This window comes from Amycolatopsis sp. NPDC000009 (assembly GCF_055563465.1).
In genome coordinates this window covers 250,360-269,743 of the sequence record NZ_JBVHDI010000001.1, presented here as the reverse complement: position 1 = coordinate 269,743, position 19,384 = coordinate 250,360, and the positions used below count along the sequence as shown (strand labels likewise).

The window sequence follows — 19,384 nt, the reverse complement described above, 5'->3', positions numbered from 1 at the left end:
CCGTCAGAACAGCAGCGGCAGAAGCGCGTGGCGGCGTTTGAGAACGGCGCCGTACCTGGCGTCGATGCGCATCCACGAATCCGTCGCGGTGACGCGGACGACGTCGCCGTCGATCGACGAGTCCACGAAACCCATCCCCGACAGCGCGAACAGGCACCGCATCTGGACCTTGATCTCCAGCTCGTTGCCCGAAACGGTGAGCACCGCCTGGTCCATCAGCGAGGCCGGCGGCGTGCCGTGCGGACCCACGTTGTCGCGGGCGAGGGTGACTCCGCGATCGGCCAGCTCCGAGATCACCGTCGCCGGCAGTTCGTCCACCAGCTGCCAGCGGCCGGGCGCGGGCAGCTCGGAATGCCACATCAGGTCGCGGGCCGGGCCCGGATCCATCCGCTCGCCACCGGCGACGGTCAGCGCGGCGAGCAGCTCGTTCCCGGACACGGTGATGTCCGACGGCGTGATGTCACCGGCGACGGCCCTGGTGGCCAGCACCTCGAACGGCGTCGCGCACCACGCCTCGACGACACCGTCACCACGCTGCCGCAACCGCACCAGCGTGTTCTGGTCGAGCCGGACCGCCCTGGCCACGAACGCGCCGAGCGTTTCGCGGTCGCCCGCGTCCGGGATGACGAGCTCAGGCATCCGCGAACCCCTTCTCCAGGAAGGCACGTTCGTCCTCGGTCAGCCGGCGGGGCCGCTCGGACGCGGTGTCGAACGGCGCGAGCACCGTCTCGGCGGTGACCGCGACCTTGTCGGCCTCGGCGGGCCCGGAATGCACCCGGTAGCCGAGGGTGAAGCTGGCGTGCTTCAAGTCCTTCAACGAGATCTCCACCCGGATGTCCTGATCGGACACCACGATCGGCGAACGGTAATGGACGGCCAGCTTCACCACCACGATGCCCTTGGGCAGTTCGGTGAGCCCGGCGCGGACGGCGTCCCCGAACAGCAGCGGGATCCGTGCCTCTTCGAGCAGGGTCACCAGATTCGCGTGGTTGACGTGCCCGTAGACGTCCATATCCGACCAGCGCGGCCGGATCAGGGAAATGTAGCTCACTACCTCACCGTGCTCCGGATCTGCCTCGCCGCCACCGACAGCGTCGCCAGGTCGAGCTTGCCGATCTGGCTGATTTCGTCCAGCGCGACCCGGGCGCGCTGCAACCGCGAAGCGTTCGTCTTCTCCCAGTGGGCGATCTTCTCGTCCGGGTCGGTGCCCGAATCGCTGTGCCGCAAGGCGTCCAGCGTGATCGTCCGCAGGGAACCGTAGACGTCGTCCCGCAGCGCCAGCCGCGCGAGCGCGTGCCAGCGGTTGCCGCGTTCGAGACCGCTGATCGACGTCAGCATCTTGTCGATGCCGAGGTGGTCGGACAGCGCGTAGTACAGGCCCGCGGTCTCCGTCGGGGTGTGCACCGCGTCGATCCCCGCCTGCTGCTCGGCCAGCTCCGCGACGTCGGTGACGTCGAGCAGGCCGTAGGTGTGCAGCAGCAGCGCCACCCGTCCGGCGAGTTCCGCCGGGACGCCCTTCTCGATCAGCCGCTCGGTGTTCGCGTCCACCGAAGCGCACTCGACACCGCGAAGCAGCTCGTGCGCCCGTGGGGCCAGCTCGCCGACGACCCGGCCGAACCGGTTGATCTCGGCGAGCGGGGCCAGCGGCTGCGGCCGGTTGGTGAGGAACCAGCGGGCGGCCCGGTCGAGCAGCCTGCGGGTCTCCAGCATCATCTCGTCCGCGACCTCGGTCGGCACGACGTTGTCCAGCGCGTCGATCTGGGCCCACAACGACGGCAGGTCGTACACGTGGGTGACCACGGCGTACGCCCGGACGGCGTCGGTCGCGGTCGCGTTCATCTCCTCCATCAGGCGGAAGACGTACGAGATCCCGGCACCGTCGACGACCTCGTTGGCCACCATCGTCGTGATGATCTCGCGCTTCAGCGGGTGCTGGAAGATCGCGTCGCCGAAGCGCTCCCGAAGCGGCTTCGGGAAGTACTCGGGCAGACGACGCGAGAACACCTCGGAGTCCGGCAGCTCGCTCGCCAGCAGCTCGTCCTTCAGGTCGAGCTTGACGTGGGCCATCAGCGTCGCCAGCTCCGGCGAGGTGAGGCCTTCGCCCGCCTTCTCCAGCGCGCGGAACTCCGCCGAACTCGGCAGCGCTTCGAGCTTGCGGTCGAAAGCGCCCTTCGCGACCAGCGCCGCGACGAGCCGCTGGTGCACCGAGACCATCGGGCCGGCGTGCGCCCGGCTGACGCCGAGTACCGCGTTCTGCCGGTAGTTGTCGGCCAGCACCAGCTCGCCGACCTCGTCGGTCATCTGCTCCAGCAGCTCGTTGCGCTGCTCGGCGTCCAGCGATCCGGTCGAGACCAGGTGGTCCAGCAGGATCTTGATGTTGACCTCGTGGTCGGAGCAGTCGACGCCCGCCGAGTTGTCGAGCGCGTCGGTGTTGATCTTGCCGCCCGCGCGGGCGAACTCGATCCGGCCGAGCTGGGTCAGGCCCAGGTTCCCGCCCTCGCCGACGACCTTGACGCGGAGCTGGTTCCCGTTGACGCGCAGGGCGTCGTTGGCCTTGTCGCCCGCGTCCGCGTGGGACTCGTTCTCGGCCTTGACGTAGGTGCCGATACCGCCGTTCCACAGCAGCTCGACCGGGGCCAGCAGGATCGCCTGCATGAGGTCGTTCGGCGCCAGCTTCGTGACGTCCGCACCGAGACCGAGCGCCTCGCGGACCTGCGGGCTGACCGGGATCGTCTTCGCCGACCGCGAGTAGATCCCGCCGCCCTCGCTGATCAGCGAGCGGTCGTAGTCCTCCCACGACGAGCGCGGGAGGTCGAACAGCCTGCGCCGCTCGGCGAACGAGGACGCCGAATCCGGGTTCGGGTCGAGGAAGATGTGCATGTGGTTGAAGGCGGCCACGAGCCGGATGTGCTCCGAGAGCAGCATGCCGTTGCCGAAGACGTCACCCATCATGTCGCCGATGCCGACGACGGTGAAGTCCTCGGTCTGGGTGTCCTTGCCCAGCTCGCGGAAGTTGCGCTTGACGCTCTCCCAGGCACCCTTCGCGGTGATGCCCATGGCCTTGTGGTCGTACCCGACCGAGCCACCGGAGGCGAAGGCGTCGCCGAGCCAGAACCCGTAGTTCGCCGAGACCTCGTTCGCGATGTCGGAGAACTTCGCGGTCCCCTTGTCCGCCGCGACCACGAGGTAGCTGTCGTCGCCGTCGTGGCGGACCACCCGCGGCGCCGGGACGGTCTTGCCCTCGACGCGGTTGTCGGTCACGTCCAGCAGGCCGGAGATGAACATCCGGTAGCAGGCGATGCCCTCGTTCAGCTGGGCGTCACGGTCCAGGCCCGGGTCACCGGTGGCCGTCGGCGGGCGTTTCACCACGAAGCCGCCCTTCGCGCCGACAGGCACGATGACCGAGTTCTTGACCGCCTGTGCCTTGACCAGGCCGAGGATCTCCGTGCGGAAGTCCTCCCGGCGGTCGGACCACCGCAGGCCACCGCGCGCGACGTCGCCGAAGCGCAGGTGCACACCCTCGATCCGGGGCGAGTACACGAAGATCTCGTACTTCGGGCGCGGCTCGGGCAGTTCGGGCACCGCGCTCGGGTCGAGCTTGAGCGCGAGGTACTGGCGGGAGTTCCCGTCCTCGTCGGTGACGTGGTAGTTCGTGCGCAGCGTGGCGAGGATGACCGCCATCAGCCGTCGCAGGATCCGGTCCTCGTCGAGGCTGGTCACCTCGTCGACCAGCCTGCCGATCTCGGTGGTGAGCTGCTCGGCTTGTGCCGCGCGGGCCTCGTCGCCGAGCGCGAGGTCGAAACGCGTCTCGAACAGCCGCACCAGCGCGGTGGCGATGTCGGTGTGCGCGAGGACGGTGTTCTCGATGTACTCCTGCGAGAACGGGATCTTCGTCTGGCGCAGGTACCGCGAGTAGGCCCGCAGGATGGCCGCCTGGCGCCAGGTGAGCCCGGCGCGCAGGACGAGACCGTTGAAGCCGTCGACCTCGCAGTCGCCGCGCCAGGCGGCGTGGAAGGCGTCCTGGAAGCGGGTGCGGAGGCCGTTGTCCGCGTGGTCGAGGACCTGCGGGTCGATCCGCAACCCGAAGTCGTAGATCCACGACCGGCCGCCGTCCTCGCGGCGCAGTTCGTACGGCCGTTCGTCGACGACCTCGACGCCCATCCGCTGCAGAACCGGGAGCACCTGGGAGAGGGTGACGCCCTCGCCGCGCAGGTACAGCTTGAACCGCCGCTCCCCCGCCTCCGCGTCGGCGGGCAGGTAGAACGACATCGACAGGTCGCCCTCGTCGGTCAGCGACTCCAGGGCACGGAGGTCCGCGAGCGCTTCGAGCGCGGTGAAGTCCTCCTTGTAGCCCTCGGGGAACACCGCGGCGAACCGCTGCCCCTGCTCACCGGCGGACTCTTCGCCCATCAGGCCGATCGCGACGCCGCCGTCCCCGGCGCGCTCGCGGCGTTCGGCGAGGATCGCCTCGACCATCCGGTCGTCCCAGCTGCGAACGGCTTCGTTGAGCCGTTCCTGGATGCGCAGGGTGTCCGGTTCGGACCGCTGCGACGGATCGGTGTGCACGATGAAGTGCACCTGCGCGAGCACGGTCTCGCCGATACGCGCGCTGTACTCCAGTTGCGTGCCTTCGAGTTCTTCGAGCAGGACCTCCTGCATCGCGAGCCGCGAACGGGTCGTGTAGCGGTCACGCGGGAGGTACACGAGGCACGAGTAGAAACGACCGTACGGGTCACGGCGCAGGAACAGGCGCAGCCGTCTGCGATCCGAAAGCGTGATCGCGCCCGTCGTCGTCGAGTACAGCGAGTCGGAGTCGGCCGAGAACAGGTCCGCGCGCGGCCAGTTCTGCAGCACTTCGAGCATCCGCTGGCCGGAGAAGGACTCCATCGGGAAGCCCGCGCGGTGGATGACCTCGCGGACCCGGTTGCAGACCACCGGGATGTCGAGCACGTTCTCGTGCAGGGCGGTGGTGGTGAACATGCCGAGGAACCGGTGTTCTCCGGTGACGTTCCCGTTGTCGTCGAACGTTTTCACGCCGACGTAGTACGGATACACCGGACGGTGCACGGTGGACGGCGCGCTCGCCTGCGTCAGCACCAGCAGCGTCGGCGCGAGCGCGGACGCCGCCGTGTCCGGACCGGCGGTGAGGCTGCGCGCGGCCAAGCTGTCCTGGCGCAGCACGCCCAGCCCGGTGGCGAGCACCGCGCGCAGGGCGGGCTCGTCGTTGTCCGGGTGCGGATTGTCGACCAACTCGTACCGGCGATACCCCAGGAAGGTGAAGTGGCCGTCGGCGAGCCAGCGCAGCAGCCGGGCGCCCTCCGCGACCTCGTGCCCCGGCAGCCGCGGCGGGTTGCCGTCCAGCTCGTCGGCGAGACGGCGCGCCGTCTCCGCCATCTTGTCGGTGTCTTCGACGACCTCGCGGACGTCACCCAGCACCGACGACAGCCGGTTGTCCAGCTCGCGGGCGCGGTTCGGATCCGTCACCAGGTCGATCTCGATGTACATCCACGACTCGGCCGCCGAATTCGCCGGCGGCTCCGCCGGGTCGGCGTCCGGGTGGACCTCCAACAGCTCACCGGTCAGATCCCGGCTCACCACCACGATCGGGTGCACGATGCGCTGCACCTGCACCCCGTCGCGCGCGAACTCGGCCGCGACGGAATCCACCAGGTACGGCATGTCGTCCGTGACGACCTGCACGACGGTGGCTTCCCGCGTCCAGCCGTCTTCGGGGCCCGTCGGGTTCAGCAACCGCACCGCGGGACGGCCGGGCATCCGGTCCTTCGCGAGCTGCAGATGCGAGCGGACGGCGCCGACGAGGTCGACCGGGTCGTCACCGAGAATCTCTTCGGCCGGGATGTGCCGGTAGTACAAGCGGATCAAGTCGCCGATCTCCGGGGCGTACGCCGCGGCGGCGTCGATCAGGTCGTCCCGGATCTGCTCCGGGTTCGCCGACCGGCGCCGGGCGCCATCCTCGGTGCCGACATCTTTTCCGGGCGGGGACGAGACTCCCGTCGAGCTCATTTGAGGCAACTCTCCACTGTAGCGAGATTGACACCGCGACCGGCACGACTCTGTACCGGACCAGACCCAACCTACAGCTCCCGGCAGTCGGCTCCACAAGGCCGGGTCCTTCCCGGCCGTCGAAGATTTCCCTGCTCAGGTGCGGAAATCGCCGTGATCGGTTCAGCTACTCGCGGGTCACATCGGCGGTCTGTCCGGACCTTGTCGCGACCCGCCGTACCGGGGGTGACCAGCACCCATTGCCGCACCGTGCCGCTTCGGGCGAGCCCATCCGGCCGGCTGAATCGTTCAAGCCGACGCCCGCTTCCACCGAGGTGGGAGCAAGGGACCTTTGCTACCGCCCGGGTCAGTCGCTGCCGTTGGTGCGGTGCCGATCGTGGCCGTTGACGGGACGCTTTCCCGAGTCCTGGGAACCGAGCTGCTTCACGAGGGCGGCGGCACTGGCGGTGCCCGCCTGGTGCTCCGCGAGCGCGCGGGCGAGCAGGTCGGCGAGACCGGCGTCGGGCGGCGGCTCGTCCTCCGCGATCGCGCGGGCGTAGCTCTCCGGGAACGGCGTGACCGGACGCCAGGAGCCGGTGTCGGTCAGCGGGTCCAGCGCCGGCGGCATCCGCAACCGCGGCAGCCACGGATCCGCGACCTCCTCCTTGGCGGCCGGGCGAAGGCTTTCCCCCGTCCCGCTTCCTAGCGCCGGCGCCGGGTCCTCCCGAGGTGGCGGCGCGAGCGGGACGGCGGGTTCGCTGTACTCGGCCGGAGGCTGCTCCCGACGGGCACGGCCGGTGTCGGCGCGTTCCTCGGTCGCGGGGTCGGGGCGCACGGGATCCGCGATGCCGTCCGCGCGACGGCGGCCACCGCCCTGCCCGCCCGTGCTCGAGATCCCGAGCCGGTCCAGCACCGATTTCGCCGCCACGGAACCGTGTTCGGCGTCGTGCCGGGTCTTGCGCGAGACCGGCGCCGAAGACCGGCGCGCCCGCTCTTCGGCCGCCCACTCGTCGCTCTCCCACAGCGGCGCGGCGGCGCCCGGCGGCCGGGTCTCCGCCGCCACACGCGGCCGTGGTTCGGCGGCGGGTTCGGGAGCGAGAAGCAGTTCCGGCAGGACGGGCTCCGACGCCGCGACAGGCATCGGTTCCTCGGCCCGGCGCCGCGTGACCGGAGCCGGGGTTTCGGGCCGGACGATCGCCGGTTCGGGCGCGACGGTCTCGCGCGCCGCGGGCTCCTCTTGACGGCGACGTCGCGCGGGCTCCGGAGGCGACACCGGTTCGGGGCGCGGCGGCGGCATCAGTTTCGGCGTGACGGGTTCGGCCTCGGTCTCGAACCTGGTCGGCGACTTGGCCTTCTTCGGGACCCGACGACGCCAGTCGCTGTCGGACGCCGCCACTTCCCGGGCGGGCTCGGGGCGGGACGGCGGCTTCAACACCGGCGCTTCGCTCTTTTCCGCGACCGGAGCCACGGGCGAATCCACCGGGCGCGGCTCCGCGGCGGGGCGCGGAGGCTCGACCGGTGTGTGCCGCGTCGGCGCGGATTCCGCATGTCTGCTCTGCCGCGCGGGCTGCGGTGGCTCACGGCGAACCGGCGGCTCGGCCGCGGCCCGCTTCGGGGGTGCCACGTCGATCGGCGGGATCGGCGGGATCACCGCGGTCACCTCGGCCGGTTCCGGCGCGGGAACCGGCGCCGCGGCCGCGGACGGCCGCGCGGGGACTGCCCGCAGGACGTCGTCGAGGTCGACGGCGGCGTTCTCGGCCGCCCCGAATTCGCCGACCAGGACGTTGCACGCCTGCCTGCGCGCGCGGGCGTGCAGATGTTCCGCGGCACGCGAACGGTGCAGGCAGCCGATGGCCTCCTCGGCGCGGCCGAGCCGTTCCTCGATCTGCGCGAGTTCCAGCCACAGCCGTGCCGTGACGGCGTGCAGGTTGTGGTCCTCGGCTCCGGCGACCGCCTCACGGACGAGCATCCCCGCGGCTTCGCCTGATCCCGCGGGCAGCAGGACACGGGTGGCCACCGCGAGCCGCAGCCACGCGGCGGGCGCGATCCCGGCGGCACGGACGGGCGCGTCGAGGATCGGCTGCGCGACCTCCAGCGCCATCTCCGTGTCGCCGCGGTCGAGCAACGTGCAGACGAGTTGCAGGATCAGCCTGATCCGGACGAGGCCTCCGTCGTCGGCGGGGTTTCCGAGCTTTTCGAGCATGCCCAGCCCGGTCCGCGCGGCGTCGGCGGCCGCCGTCAGGTCACCGTGCCGTCGACGATGCGCCGACACCCCGACCCGCAGCAGCGCGCGGATCAGCAACTGGGAATCCGCCGCCATCGAGCCATCGCCGAGCACGAGCTTGTCCGCCTCGGCGAGCACCCGGTCCAGTTCCGCCTTGCGACCGAACTGCGCCAAGCAGCCCACGAGATGACACAGCGCCTCGGCCCGGTGCGACGGCGAAACCGCCGGATCCGCCAGCAACGGGCGCAGCACGGCCAGGCCCGTCAGCGGGACGCCCACGCTGCGCGCGCAGACCGCCAGGTCGATCCTCAGCCGGGCGGCGATGTCGCCGTAGCCCGCGTGTTCCGCGGCGCGCAGGGCGGCCACGGCCCGGCCGACCGTCCGGGGACGGCCTCCGAGCCGCACCCGGGCGCTCACCACCAGGCTCTCGGCGCGGATCCACTGCTCATCGGCACCGGCGGACTCGGCGAGCGCGGCCGCACGCTCCCCGAGGACCAGTGCCAGCTCGGGCGCCCTCAGGTGCAGGGCGTCCGCGCGTTCGATCAACCTGCCGACAGCGGACAGGGTTCCCCCGGTGGCAGCCGTCCGCCCACCCACCATGGTGGTGGGCAAGCCCGGCCGTTGGCGCTTGCTGGCTTCCACGGGGAACCCCCGGCCCTCAGTCGCGGGTCAGCTTGCGATGGGTGACGCGGTGCGGACGAGCCGCCTCGGCACCGAGACGTTCGACCTTGTTCTTCTCGTAGCCCTCGAAGTTACCTTCGAACCAGAACCATTGCGAGGGGTTCTCGTCCGTGCCTTCCCAGGCGAGGATGTGCGTCGCGACCCGGTCGAGGAACCACCGGTCGTGCGAGATGACCACGGCGCAGCCGGGGAACTGCTCGAGAGCGTTCTCCAGCGAGCCAAGGGTCTCGACGTCCAGGTCGTTCGTCGGCTCGTCGAGCAGGATCAGGTTCCCGCCCTGTTTGAGGGTCAGCGCCAGGTTCAGCCGGTTGCGCTCACCGCCGGAGAGCACGCCCGCCGGCTTCTGCTGGTCCGGCCCCTTGAAACCGAACGCGCTGACGTAGGCACGCGAGGGCATTTCGGTCTGCCCGACGTGGATGTAGTCCAGCTTGTCCGAAACCACCTCCCATACCGTCTTCTTCGGGTCGATCCCGCCGCGGTTCTGGTCCACATAGGACAGTTTGACCGTCTCGCCGATCTTGACCCGGCCGTCGTCCGGCTCCTCGAGCCCGACGATCGTCTTGAACAGGGTCGTCTTGCCGACACCGTTCGGCCCGATCACGCCGACGATGCCGTTGCGCGGCAGGTCGAACGACAGCCCGTCGATCAGCACGCGGTCGTCGAAACCCTTGCGCAGCTTCTCGACCTCGACGACCACGCTGCCCAGCCGGGGCCCCGGCGGGATCTGGATCTCTTCGAAGTCGAGCTTGCGGTGCTTGTCCGCCTCCGCGGCCATCTCCTCGTAGCGGTCGAGCCGGGACCGCGACTTGGTCTGGCGCGCCTTGGCGTTGGACCGGACCCATTCGAGTTCGGACTTCAGCCGCTTGGCGAGCTTGGCGTCCTTCTTGCCCTGGACCTCGAGGCGCTCGCGCTTCTTCTCCAGGTACGTCGAGTAGTTGCCCTCGTAGCCGACGACGCGGCCGCGGTCGAGCTCCATGATCCACTGGGCGACATTGTCCAGGAAGTACCGGTCGTGGGTGACGGCCAGGACGGCGCCGGCGTAGTTCGCGAGGAACTGTTCCAGCCACAGCACGCTTTCGGCGTCCAGATGGTTGGTGGGCTCGTCGAGGAGCAGCAGGTCGGGCGCGGACAGGAGCAGCTTGCACAGCGCGACCCGGCGGCGCTCACCACCGGAGAGGTGGGTGACCGGCTCGTCCGGCGGCGGGCAGCGAAGCGCGTCCATGGCCTGCTCGACCGTGGAGTCGATCTCCCACGCGTCGGCGTGGTCGAGCTCCTCCTGGAGCTTGCCCATCTCCTCCATCAGCTCGTCGCTGTAGTCGGTCGCCATGAGCTCGGCGACCTCGTTGAAGCGGTTGAGCTTGACCTTGATCTCGCCAAGGCCTTCTTCGACGTTTTCGCGGACGGTCTTTTCCTCGTTGAGCTCCGGCTCCTGCATGAGGATGCCGACGCTGGCGCCAGGCTGGAGGAAGGCTTCGCCGTTGCTGGCCTGCTCGATCCCCGCCATGATCTTCAGAACGGTGGACTTACCCGCGCCGTTCGGCCCCACCACGCCGATCTTGGCGCCGGGGTAGAACGCGGTGCTGACGTCGTCGAGGATGACCTTGTCCCCGACGGTCTTGCGCACCTTCTTCATGGTGTAGATGAACTCGGCCATACAAGCGATCGTAGAGCGAGGCGATCGCGGCCTTGACGGCGGTCACCACCGAGCTACCGACAGTCAGCCCGATATCACTGAGCGAGCATCGGAACCTCACCCCACGGGCGCCTCCTCCAGTGCGGTGACCATGGGATTCCCGGCGGACGGCGGCAGCGGCGGGATCGCCCTCGGCCGATCCCGCCCGATCCGGTGGATCTCGGCCGAGCAGCGCGCGAGGTTGGGCCCGATGGAGAAGGCCTCAAGCTCAGGTAGACCCAGAGGTGCCGGGATCTCCTCCGCGGTCTCGGCGCCGCGCAGGCGCCCGGCCACGATCACCGGGTCGCCCTTGCTCAGGCAGGAGAACGCCGCCATCGCCAGCTTGCGCCAGCACGTGACCTTGACCGCGAGCTGCCTGCCCTCACCCCACTCCCCTCTTTCCTTGTCGTACCGTCGTTCGACACTCCGCAAGCCGAACGACACGACGTCGTGCCCGTGCACGCGCTCCGGATGGTGGACCGGTTCGCTGGTCAGATTGCCGATCATGGTCACCCACGTTTCGCCCATCGCCATCACACTCGCCCTTCTCCTCGTCCCGGGACCTTCCCGGCGTTTCCCTTGATCACAGACTGCCTCGGACTCAAGGGCGGAAAGGGGCGAAAGGCAGATCTGTGGACAACTCCGGGCGTTGTGGGGTTCCTGTGGACAACTCGGCGGGGAAAGGCGCCGGCTGTCAGAGGGCTGTGGTAGTGGCGGCGGCTCGGGCTACCACGGAGCACAAAGGGAAGGCAGGTCGCGAAAGCCACTTTCGGGACATCACACGTCGCGAAAGTGGCTTTCGCGACGTGCGGCCACCGTTCGTCAGGCCGACGCCTAAGAACCCTGCCCAGGCCCCCGGCCCTGATCGGCGAGTTTCTTCAGCATCGCGTTGTAGGCGTTCAGATCCGCGTCGCCGGAGGCCTCCTCGCGGCGGTCCCGGCGCCGCGCCTCCCGCTCGTCCTGCCGCGCCCACTGCACCAGCAGCGCGACGAGCACCAGCAGCACCGGCAGCTCACCGGACGCCCACGCGATCCCGCCGCCGAGCCGCTGGTCGGTCAGGAGGTCGGTGACCCATGGCAGTTTCAGCCCGCGGTAGAAGTCCTGTCCGAGCACGGTCTGCATGCTCATCAGCGCGATCCCGAAGAACGCGTGGAACGGCATGGCGGCGAACATCATCCCCAGCCGTCCCAGCGGCGGGAGCCGCCGTGGCGCCGGGTCGACGCCGATCACCGGCCAGTAGAAGACGTACCCGGCGAGCAGGAAGTGCGCGTTCATCGCCAGATGCGCCCAGTGGTAGTTCAGCGCCGAATCGAACAGGCCCGAGAAGTACAGGCCGTAGAAGGAACCGACGAACAGCAGCAGCGCGACGATCGGATGCGTCAGGAACCTCGACAGCGGCGAGTGCACGAAGGCGAGCAGCCATTCACGCGGTCCGGGCGGGGCGTCCTTGCCGGCCGCGGGCAGAGCGCGCAGCGCGAGCGTCACGGGCCCGCCGAGCACGAACAACACCGGAGCCACCATGGACAGCAACATGTGGTTGCCCATGTGCACGCTGAACATCGCGGGCGCGTACCGGCCGATACCGGACGACGTCGCGATCAGCAGCACGAAGCAGCCCGCGAGCCACGCGATCGTCCGGCCGGTGGCCCAGGTGTCGCCGCGGCGCCGCAGCCGCCGGACCCCGGCGAGGTACAGGCCGGCGAGAACGAGCGCGAGGGTGCCGTAGACGAGGTCGAACCGCCAGTCCGTGAGCAGCCGGAGGACGGTCGGCGGACCGTAGAGGTCGTACCCGATCAGCAGTTCCGTCGTCGACGGCTGGGTCAGCGATTCCTGTGGCGGCGGGGTCTTCGCGAGCCCGGTGGCGATGCCGATCGTGACGAACATGATCAGCACCTCGACCGCGGCGAGCCGCAGCAGCTGACCGCCGCCAGCGCCGTTCACCAGGCCGGCGACGCCCTTCTGCCGTTGCTGATGCCCGAAGACACCGAGCAGCAGCAACGCGACGACCTTCGCGACCACCAGCAGGCCGTAGTCGGTGGTGAACAGGTCGGCGATCCTGATCCGCACCAGCGCGTTGACGATGCCGGAGACCGCCATCACGATCCAGCAGACCAGCGCGAGCTTGGAGAACCGCGTGGCGGCCAGCTTGAGGTTCTCGCCACGGCGCCAGCCGAGCGCCAGCAGCGCCACCAGCCCGCCGACCCACAACGCGGCGGCGACCAGGTGGTACAGCAGGCTGTTGGTCGCCATGTCGTGCGAGCCGCCGCTCGCGGAATGCCCGGTGACCGCGACCGGGACCAGACCGCCGACGGACAGGAAGAAGACCACCGTCGTCCAGCCCCAGGTCAGCGCGAGACGGCAGCCGAGCGCGACCAGCAACGCGATCAACGCGGTGAACAGCCAGGCCTTCGGCTGCTCGATGGCGTCGACGAGGTCGACCAGCACCTGCGGCGAGACCACCTCGGTGAACGGGCGGCCCGCGCCGTCGGCCGCGGAGAAGAAGATCGACGCGGCGGCCGCGAAGAACCAGACCCACGCGGCGGCTCCGGCGACGCGGATGGCCGCGTAACCGTCGGCGGCGAGGGTGCCGGACTTCTGCGGCGGGACGAGGAACGCGGCAAGCAGCAGCGAACCCACGCACAGCACCGAAGCCGCCTCGGCCAGCACCCGGACGACGGTGATGCCGTAGCGGGTCACCAGGCCAGGGTCCGGGAGCCCGGCGATGACGTAGCCGGCGCCACCGGTCAGCGCGACCAGGCCGACGGCCACCACCGCGGCCAGGAGCGCCCCGATCGACACCAGCGGCAGGACACCGGCCTTCCGTGCGGGTGGGGCCGGTTTCGTCTCGGGGTCTGAAGGCACGTCACGAGGGTATGCCGAACGCGCAACCGGCAAGATGGCGGCGTGCGGATCATCCTGCTGAGGCATGCCGAGTCGCTCGGCAACATCGACGAGCTCGCCTACACCCGGATCCCCGACCACGCCCTGCCGCTGACCGACGCCGGTCGAGAGCAGGCGAAGCTGGCGGGCCCGGAAATCGGGGAGGTCCTCGGCGGGCGGCGGACGGCGGTCTACGTCAGCCCCTATCTACGGACGCGGGAAACGTTGCGGCTGCTGGACATCCGGGACGCCTGCGAACGGATCGTGCCGGAGCCGAGGCTGCGGGAACAGGACTGGGGCAACCTCCAGGATCCGCTGGAGCAAGAGGTCCAGAAACAACGTCGCCACGAGTTCGGGCACTTCTTCTACCGGCTCCCGTTCGGCGAGTCCGGGGCGGACGTCGACGACCGGGTCGCGGCGTTCCTCAGCGAACTGGCGGCGTGCGGCGAAGATCACCCCGAAACCGTGCTGGTCGTCTCACACGGGCTCACCATCCGCTTGCTGTGCCGACGGCTCTTCGGCTGGAGCATCGAGCTGTTCGAGTCCCTGTCCAACCCGAAGACCTGCGAATACCGCGTCGTGGAGCGGGTGGGCGGCAAGTGGACGCTGGACCGCCCGTTCCAGCAGTGGCGGGACTCACCCGACGGGGAGACTCAGGACTGAGGGGGCGAGGAGCACCACCCTCGTTCCCAGCCCCGGGCTGGATTCGATCCGTGCGAATCCGCCGATCTCGGCCATCCGCGCGATGATCGAGTTCTCGAGGCCGAAGCCGCGCCGCCGGCCCCCGACGTCGAAACCGGCGCCGTGATCGCGCACCGTCAAGGAAACCCCGCCGCTGATCTCTTCGACACTCACCACGGCCCGCCTGGTCCCGGAGTGCTTCAACGTGTTGCGCAGGGCTTCCCTGGCGGAGTCGTGCAGCGCCATGGCCGCCTCCTCCGAAAGCTCCGGCGCGGCGTCGTCCTGAATGACGACCTCGGCGCGCAGCCCCTCTTCGGCCATTTCGGCGGCGAGCAGCCGTAGCCGCTGGTGCAGCCCGATCCCTTCGGCGGATTCGTGTTCGAGGCTGATCCGGATGCGCATCGCCTGGGCGCGCGCGGTCCGGCGGACGCGGTCGAGGCTGGCCGCCGGGTCGAGTTCGTCGGCGGGCGCGGGGATCGCGAACGACTCCATCACCTGCAGGACGGTGTCGTGGACGTCGCGGCGGTGCCGTTCGCGTTCCGCCGCCCGGCCCTGCTGCTCCCCGAACCCGACCGCGAACCGCATCGACGCGCCGACGAGTCCGGCGACCGCGAGCGACACCACCAGCGCGGTCCCGAGCGTGAGCAGGAGACCGAGCGAGGAAGCCGGGTCCAGCAGGGTGTGCGACAGCACCGCGGCCCCGATGGCCAGCGCCCCGGCCGTCGCCCCGCGCAGCAGGACCCAGATCATCACCGTGCCCATCAGATGGGTCCAGGTGATCGACGTGATCGCGGTGTCCTGCGCGAACGGCGCGGCCCCGAGGACGAAGAGCACGGCGAACGCGCTGTCCACCAACGGAACCAGCCGCGCCCCGGCCGCGGACCAGCGGAAGATCCAGACGGCCGCGACGACGTTGGGTACCAGATGCAGCGCCACGAACGTCCACAGCACCGACGACCCCAGGCCCGCCACCCACAGCGCTTGCACCAGCATCGCCGGCCGGAACGCCACCGGGACCAGGACCAGCCAGGGCATCGTGGTCCGTACCAGTCGCGCCGGGATACCTCCGCCACCCCCGAGCATCAGGACCCCTCCCCGGATCAGCCGTACTGAAACAGCGACCGAAGCGCATTCATTTCAGTTTACCGAGGAGTCAGCTTGCCCGTGCTCCGGCGGAGATGTCAACGGGCGACGGGTTCGACCGCCTCCTCCCGTTTCCGCGCCCGCGCCGCGGCCACCGCGGACGGCACGATCAGCGCGGCGGTCAGCCCGACGAACAGGAACGACACCGAAAGCGACGTCACCTGCGCGATCCCGCCGATCAGCGGCGGCCCGGCGAGGAAACCGGTGTAGGCGATCGCCGTGACGAAGGCCAGTTCGCGCTCGCCTCCCGTCCCGTCGGCACGTTTGCCCGACGCGCCCGCGAGGCTCAACGCGATCGGGAAGGCCGCGGCGAGCCCGGCACCCGCCAGCGCGAAGCCGACGAACCCGAACACCGGAACGTGGGCCAGCGCGGCGAGCACGAGGCCCGCCGCGGCTATCCCGGCGCCCACCGCCAGCGCACGCGTCGCACCGAAACGGTTCTGAAGCCAGGCACCCGCGAGCCTGGCGAGCGCCATGGCCAGGGCGAACCCCGAGTACGCGAAGGCGGCGGCACCCTCGCCGACCCCGTGCACGGACGTCATCAGCAGCGCGGACCAGTCCGAACTCGCTCCCTCCGCGATCGCCGAGAACAGCGCGATGGCGGCGAGCAGCCAGAGGACGGGACGTTTGATCGGCGCCACTCGCGGCTTCTCGACGGGTTCGGTGTGTTCGGGCCGCGCGCCGGGCACGGCGGCGATGACGAAGGCGAGCACCACCAGAGCGGCCAGCGCGGCGACCGTGAGGTGCCTCCCCGGCGACCACTGGTGCGACGCGGCGAACCCCGCGGCCACGGAGCCCGCCAACGCGCCGAAGCTGAACCCGGCGTGCAGTATCGGCATGATCGCGCGCCCGGACCGGCGCTCCACCTCGACTCCGGCGACGTTCATCGCCACGTCGAGCGCGCCGACGCTCGCCCCGAGGACGAACAACGCCCCGGCGAGCAGGGCGACCGACGTCGAGAAGCCGATCATCGGCAACGCCGCACCGGCGACGATCGTGCTGCCCGCGACCACCGCGCGGGCGCCGTAGCGCTCGATCAGCCGCCCCGAAACCGACGCCGCGATCAGCATGCCGACGCTGGCGCCCAGCAGGGCGAGCCCGAAGACACCCGGAGAGGCGCCCACCCTTTCCGACAACGCCGGAGTCCTCGGCGCCCAGGAGCCGAGCGCGGCCCCGTTGAGCGCGAACACGACGAAAACGGCCGTACGGTCACGCATAGACCCCAGTCTCCTTTCGATTCCTCTTCACCCAGAATGACTTAAGCGCTTCAGAAAGTCCACCGGCCCCGGCCGGGACTAGACTGCGGCGGTGACCAGCACGCGACGGCGAAGGCCGACGTTGGACGATGTCGCCGACGCCGTCGGGGTGTCGCGCGCGACCGTCTCCAACGCCTACAACCGGCCCGATCAGCTGTCCGCCCAGCTGCGGGAAGAGGTCCTTCGCGCGGCCAAGAGGATCGGGTACGCGGGGCCGAATCCGACCGCCCGCAGCCTCGCCACCAGCCGCACCGGCGCGATCGCCGTCCTGCTCGACACGAATCTTTCGACGGCGTTCTCGGATCCCGCGTTGTCGGTCACCCTCGACGCGCTCTCGACCGTCGTCGATCCCGAGGGGCATGCCCTTCTGCTGCTGCCCGGCGACGGCGAGAGCGGTGGCCCGCGCGCGGAGCGGATCCTGACCGCGCAGGCCGACATCGCGGTGGCGTATTCGCTGGCCGACGGCGCACCGGCGCTGACCGCGGTCCGGGACCGGGGCCTGCCGTTGGTGGTGATCGACCAGCCGCATATCCGCGGTTCGGCGAGGATCGGCGTCGCGGACCGGGCGGGGGCGGCCGCCGCGGCCCGGCACCTGGTGGAACTCGGGCACCGGCGGATCGGGATCTTCTCGGCCCAGTGCCTCTCGGCGCCGCGCGGCGGCGAGCTGAGCGTGGCCGAGGCCGGAAACAGCCGGTTCCACGACAACCGGGAACGGATGGCCGGCTACCTGGAGACCCTGGCCGAAGCGGGGATCCCGGCGGCGGACGTGCCGATCTGGGAGGCGTCCGGGCTGTCGGTCGAAGGAGCCCTCCCGAGCGCTTTCGGCCTGCTGGACCGGCGGCCACGGCCGACGGCGCTGCTGTGCATGTCGGATCTCCTCGCCCTCGCGGCGATTTCGGCAGCCAGACAGCTCGGCCTGTCGGTCCCGGACGACCTTTCGGTCGTGGGCTACGACGACGTCCCGCCCGCCCGATGGTCCGAACCACCGCTGACGACGGTCCGGCAGGACCTCGCCGCCAAGGGGCGGGCGGCCGGCGAACTGGTGCTGGGCCTGCTGCGCGGGGAGAAGGTCCCCGCGCCCGCCGAGGTACCCGCGGAACTGGTCGTCCGGGACTCCACCGCGCCCGCGTAGCAGCCGATTCCGGCACGCGCAAGGCGCCCCGGCGATATGTGGACAACTCGCCCCGATCGAGCGGCGCACAACTACTTATCCACAGAAGTAGAAATGCGGGCAGACAAACCCTTCTCCGCGCGCCATCGTGGAATCACACATTCACCGACGGCGATCGAGCCGCCGATTCACGGGGGAGAACCCAGCCATGCAACGACGTCTGACGAACCTGCGCGCCCGCCTCCCGCACGTCCTCCTGCTGGCCATGGTCGGCCTGCTGACCAGCGCCGGAGTCGCGAGCGCCACCACCGCGCCGCCGGAAACCGCCTGTCAGAAGGGCGAGTTCTGCGTATGGGGCGGAGAATCGTACGGCGGCGCGGTGCACAAATTCGACCTGCGCACCTCCAATCCCGACGAATGCATTCCCTTACCCGAAGGCTTCGACGGGCATTCGTTCGTCAACCGGCTGAGCCGTGACGTGACGATTTACCAGAGCGAGGAGTGCACGACCGAAGGAGATTTCATCACCTATCCGGGTGGCGGCACCTACGTACCCCAGGGCCCGTTCGTGATCCGCGCCCTCAAGATCTGGGACTGACCACCCCGGCGGTTCGTGCCGGTCGCTCGCGGACGAGTCGACTCGCGACCTGCGCGAACCCAGGGGCCGCTCCCCCGAAGCGGCCCCGGCCCGTGAGCGCGTCACCCCGCGTCGTGACGCGCTCACGGGCGTTCCAAAAATGGGTGGGCTCGACCTGAAACGATCTGGCGGTGTCGAACGATCGACAGGTTGGCGACGGCTAAGCTGCCGATGCTGGGCGACACCCAACGTCGCCGACGTCGGCCCTCGTAGCTCAGCTGGATAGAGCAAGAGCCTTCTAATCTCTAGGTCGCAGGTTCAAGTCCTGCCGGGGGCACGTCGCAGATGGGAACGGGACGGGAGGGGCCACACAGGCCCCTCCACCCGCGACGTCGTTTCTCTCAAACCTTGCCACCACGCCACCTTCCTCGATCGTTCGCTGAAGCGCGGGGAGCGTCTCCCCGGTCAGTGTGATCCTGCATACAGCCGTGTTGTTCACCTTGTTGAAGTGGATCTCGAGGCGGAGGGCCTCAAAGAGCCTGCGAGCGAGCCCATCCGGCATCGCGTCGAGATCACTGACCCCGGCGGGCAACTCCTCAAGCAAGGCCAGGTTGGGTTGCTCGTTCACCTCAACCTCAAGCCGCTCAAGTTCCGACACCAACTCCGCACGCTCCACCTTGATCTCTGCCCGGCGGTTCTTGATGTCTTGGATGAGCTCCTCGTCCGGCTCGTCATCGTCACCGCTCGCTACTTCGAGACTGCGGATCAAGCGCTTCTTGCGAGCGTCAAGGTCGCTGATGGTCTTCTTGATCGCCGTCGAGCGCTGACGCCGCTGCTCCCGGGCCTGCGTGTCCAAGTCGCTGAGCGTCGAGGCAAGGAGTTCTCGCCGGTACTGGCCGAACACGTGGCTACTGAGAAATTCGTTCAGACCGTCCACGAGCACACGTTCTCGCACCCACAGGCTGCTCGGGTGCCCGTCTGGGGCATATCCCTTCTTTGGAGCGCATGCGTAGTAAGAGAACGCCCGGCGAGTCTTGCCGAACATGCGGCGGCCGCAGAGCTCACAGAACAGGTACGAACGCAACCTGTAGGTGCGCTTGGTCTGCGGGTGCGTGTTGGCGCCCGGCTTCGTCCGGGAACGTTCGCGTCGTAGCAC

13 protein-coding genes and 1 tRNA gene are annotated in these 19,384 nt (G+C 69.8%); 5 read left to right on the top strand and 9 right to left on the bottom strand.

The annotated features are described in order from the left end of the window. Positions 1-3: 3 nt before the first annotated feature. From ACZ3HL_RS01435 to ACZ3HL_RS01405, 7 genes are all read right to left on the bottom strand, one after another. The gene (locus ACZ3HL_RS01435; protein WP_037347649.1) at positions 4-639 is read right to left on the bottom strand and encodes a DUF8010 domain-containing protein; all 636 of its coding nucleotides are present in this window, start codon (positions 637-639) and stop codon (positions 4-6) included. Then, entirely contained in the window at positions 632-1,051 is a 420-nt protein-coding gene (locus ACZ3HL_RS01430) for an acyl-CoA thioesterase (RefSeq protein WP_465528075.1), read from the bottom strand. The genes ACZ3HL_RS01435 and ACZ3HL_RS01430 overlap by 8 nt, the downstream gene beginning before the upstream one ends. Further along, positions 1,051-6,024, bottom strand: a complete 4,974-nt coding sequence (locus ACZ3HL_RS01425) for an NAD-glutamate dehydrogenase (RefSeq protein WP_465416548.1) — start codon at positions 6,022-6,024, stop codon at positions 1,051-1,053. Before ACZ3HL_RS01425 ends, ACZ3HL_RS01430 begins: the two co-directional genes overlap by 1 nt. 346 nt (positions 6,025-6,370) lie before the next feature. After that, a complete protein-coding gene (locus ACZ3HL_RS01420; protein WP_465528074.1) occupies positions 6,371-8,869 on the bottom strand; it encodes a hypothetical protein in 2,499 nt (832 codons plus the stop codon). 16 nt (positions 8,870-8,885) lie between these two features. Then, positions 8,886-10,562: an energy-dependent translational throttle protein EttA gene (ettA, locus tag ACZ3HL_RS01415; protein ID WP_465416552.1), complete on the bottom strand. Its 1,677-nt coding sequence runs from the start codon at positions 10,560-10,562 to the stop codon at positions 8,886-8,888. 96 nt (positions 10,563-10,658) lie between these two features. Continuing rightward, positions 10,659-11,108: a single-stranded DNA-binding protein gene (locus ACZ3HL_RS01410; protein WP_321182994.1), complete on the bottom strand. Its 450-nt coding sequence runs from the start codon at positions 11,106-11,108 to the stop codon at positions 10,659-10,661. Positions 11,109-11,414: 306 nt separating this feature from the next. After that, entirely contained in the window at positions 11,415-13,442 is a 2,028-nt protein-coding gene (locus ACZ3HL_RS01405; RefSeq protein ID WP_465528073.1) for a bifunctional copper resistance protein CopD/cytochrome c oxidase assembly protein, read from the bottom strand. Between the two features lie 42 nt (positions 13,443-13,484). Here ACZ3HL_RS01405 and ACZ3HL_RS01400 point away from each other — a divergent pair, with 42 nt between their 5' ends. After that, positions 13,485-14,123: a histidine phosphatase family protein gene (locus ACZ3HL_RS01400; protein ID WP_465528071.1), complete on the top strand. Its 639-nt coding sequence runs from the start codon at positions 13,485-13,487 to the stop codon at positions 14,121-14,123. Here ACZ3HL_RS01400 and ACZ3HL_RS01395 read toward each other — a convergent pair. Both ACZ3HL_RS01395 and ACZ3HL_RS01390 read right to left on the bottom strand, forming a co-directional pair. Beyond that, a complete protein-coding gene (locus ACZ3HL_RS01395; RefSeq protein ID WP_465416559.1) occupies positions 14,097-15,176 on the bottom strand; it encodes a sensor histidine kinase in 1,080 nt (359 codons plus the stop codon). The two genes, ACZ3HL_RS01400 and ACZ3HL_RS01395, sit on opposite strands and share 27 nt — an antisense overlap. Before the next feature lie 146 nt (positions 15,177-15,322). Further along, positions 15,323-16,501 (bottom strand): MFS transporter, encoded by a 1,179-nt coding sequence (locus tag ACZ3HL_RS01390; protein ID WP_465528069.1) that lies wholly within the window; start codon positions 16,499-16,501, stop codon positions 15,323-15,325. A gap of 121 nt (positions 16,502-16,622) precedes the next feature. Here ACZ3HL_RS01390 and ACZ3HL_RS01385 point away from each other — a divergent pair, with 121 nt between their 5' ends. From ACZ3HL_RS01385 to ACZ3HL_RS01370, 4 genes are all read left to right on the top strand, one after another. Further along, on the top strand, positions 16,623-17,672 hold the full coding sequence (locus ACZ3HL_RS01385; RefSeq protein WP_465529079.1) for a LacI family DNA-binding transcriptional regulator: 1,050 nt from the start codon (positions 16,623-16,625) through the stop codon (positions 17,670-17,672). 187 nt (positions 17,673-17,859) lie between these two features. Next, complete coding sequence (locus ACZ3HL_RS01380) at positions 17,860-18,249, top strand: peptidase inhibitor family I36 protein (protein ID WP_465416563.1); 390 nt, start codon at positions 17,860-17,862, stop codon at positions 18,247-18,249. 242 nt (positions 18,250-18,491) lie between these two features. Beyond that, positions 18,492-18,565: transfer RNA gene (locus ACZ3HL_RS01375), tRNA-Arg, on the top strand. A gap of 171 nt (positions 18,566-18,736) precedes the next feature. Continuing rightward, positions 18,737-19,381 carry a hypothetical protein gene (locus ACZ3HL_RS01370; protein ID WP_465528067.1) on the top strand — a complete coding sequence of 215 codons (645 nt, stop codon included), beginning with the start codon at positions 18,737-18,739 and terminating at the stop codon, positions 19,379-19,381. Positions 19,382-19,384: the final 3 nt, after the last annotated feature.

Bases quoted from the DNA above. Each gene is read 5' to 3' on its own strand.
- ACZ3HL_RS01435 (WP_037347649.1), bottom strand. From the start codon at position 639: ATGCCTGAGCTCGTCATCCCGGACGCGGGCGACCGCGAAACGCTCGGC.
- ettA (WP_465416552.1), bottom strand. From the start codon at position 10,562: ATGGCCGAGTTCATCTACACCATGAAGAAGGTGCGCAAGACCGTCGGG.
- ACZ3HL_RS01410 (WP_321182994.1), bottom strand. From the start codon at position 11,108: ATGGGCGAAACGTGGGTGACCATGATCGGCAATCTGACCAGCGAACCG.
- ACZ3HL_RS01380 (WP_465416563.1), top strand. From the start codon at position 17,860: ATGCAACGACGTCTGACGAACCTGCGCGCCCGCCTCCCGCACGTCCTC.
- ACZ3HL_RS01390 (WP_465528069.1), bottom strand. From the start codon at position 16,501: ATGCGTGACCGTACGGCCGTTTTCGTCGTGTTCGCGCTCAACGGGGCC.
- ACZ3HL_RS01395 (WP_465416559.1), bottom strand. From the start codon at position 15,176: ATGCCCTGGCTGGTCCTGGTCCCGGTGGCGTTCCGGCCGGCGATGCTG.
- ACZ3HL_RS01425 (WP_465416548.1), bottom strand. From the start codon at position 6,024: ATGAGCTCGACGGGAGTCTCGTCCCCGCCCGGAAAAGATGTCGGCACC.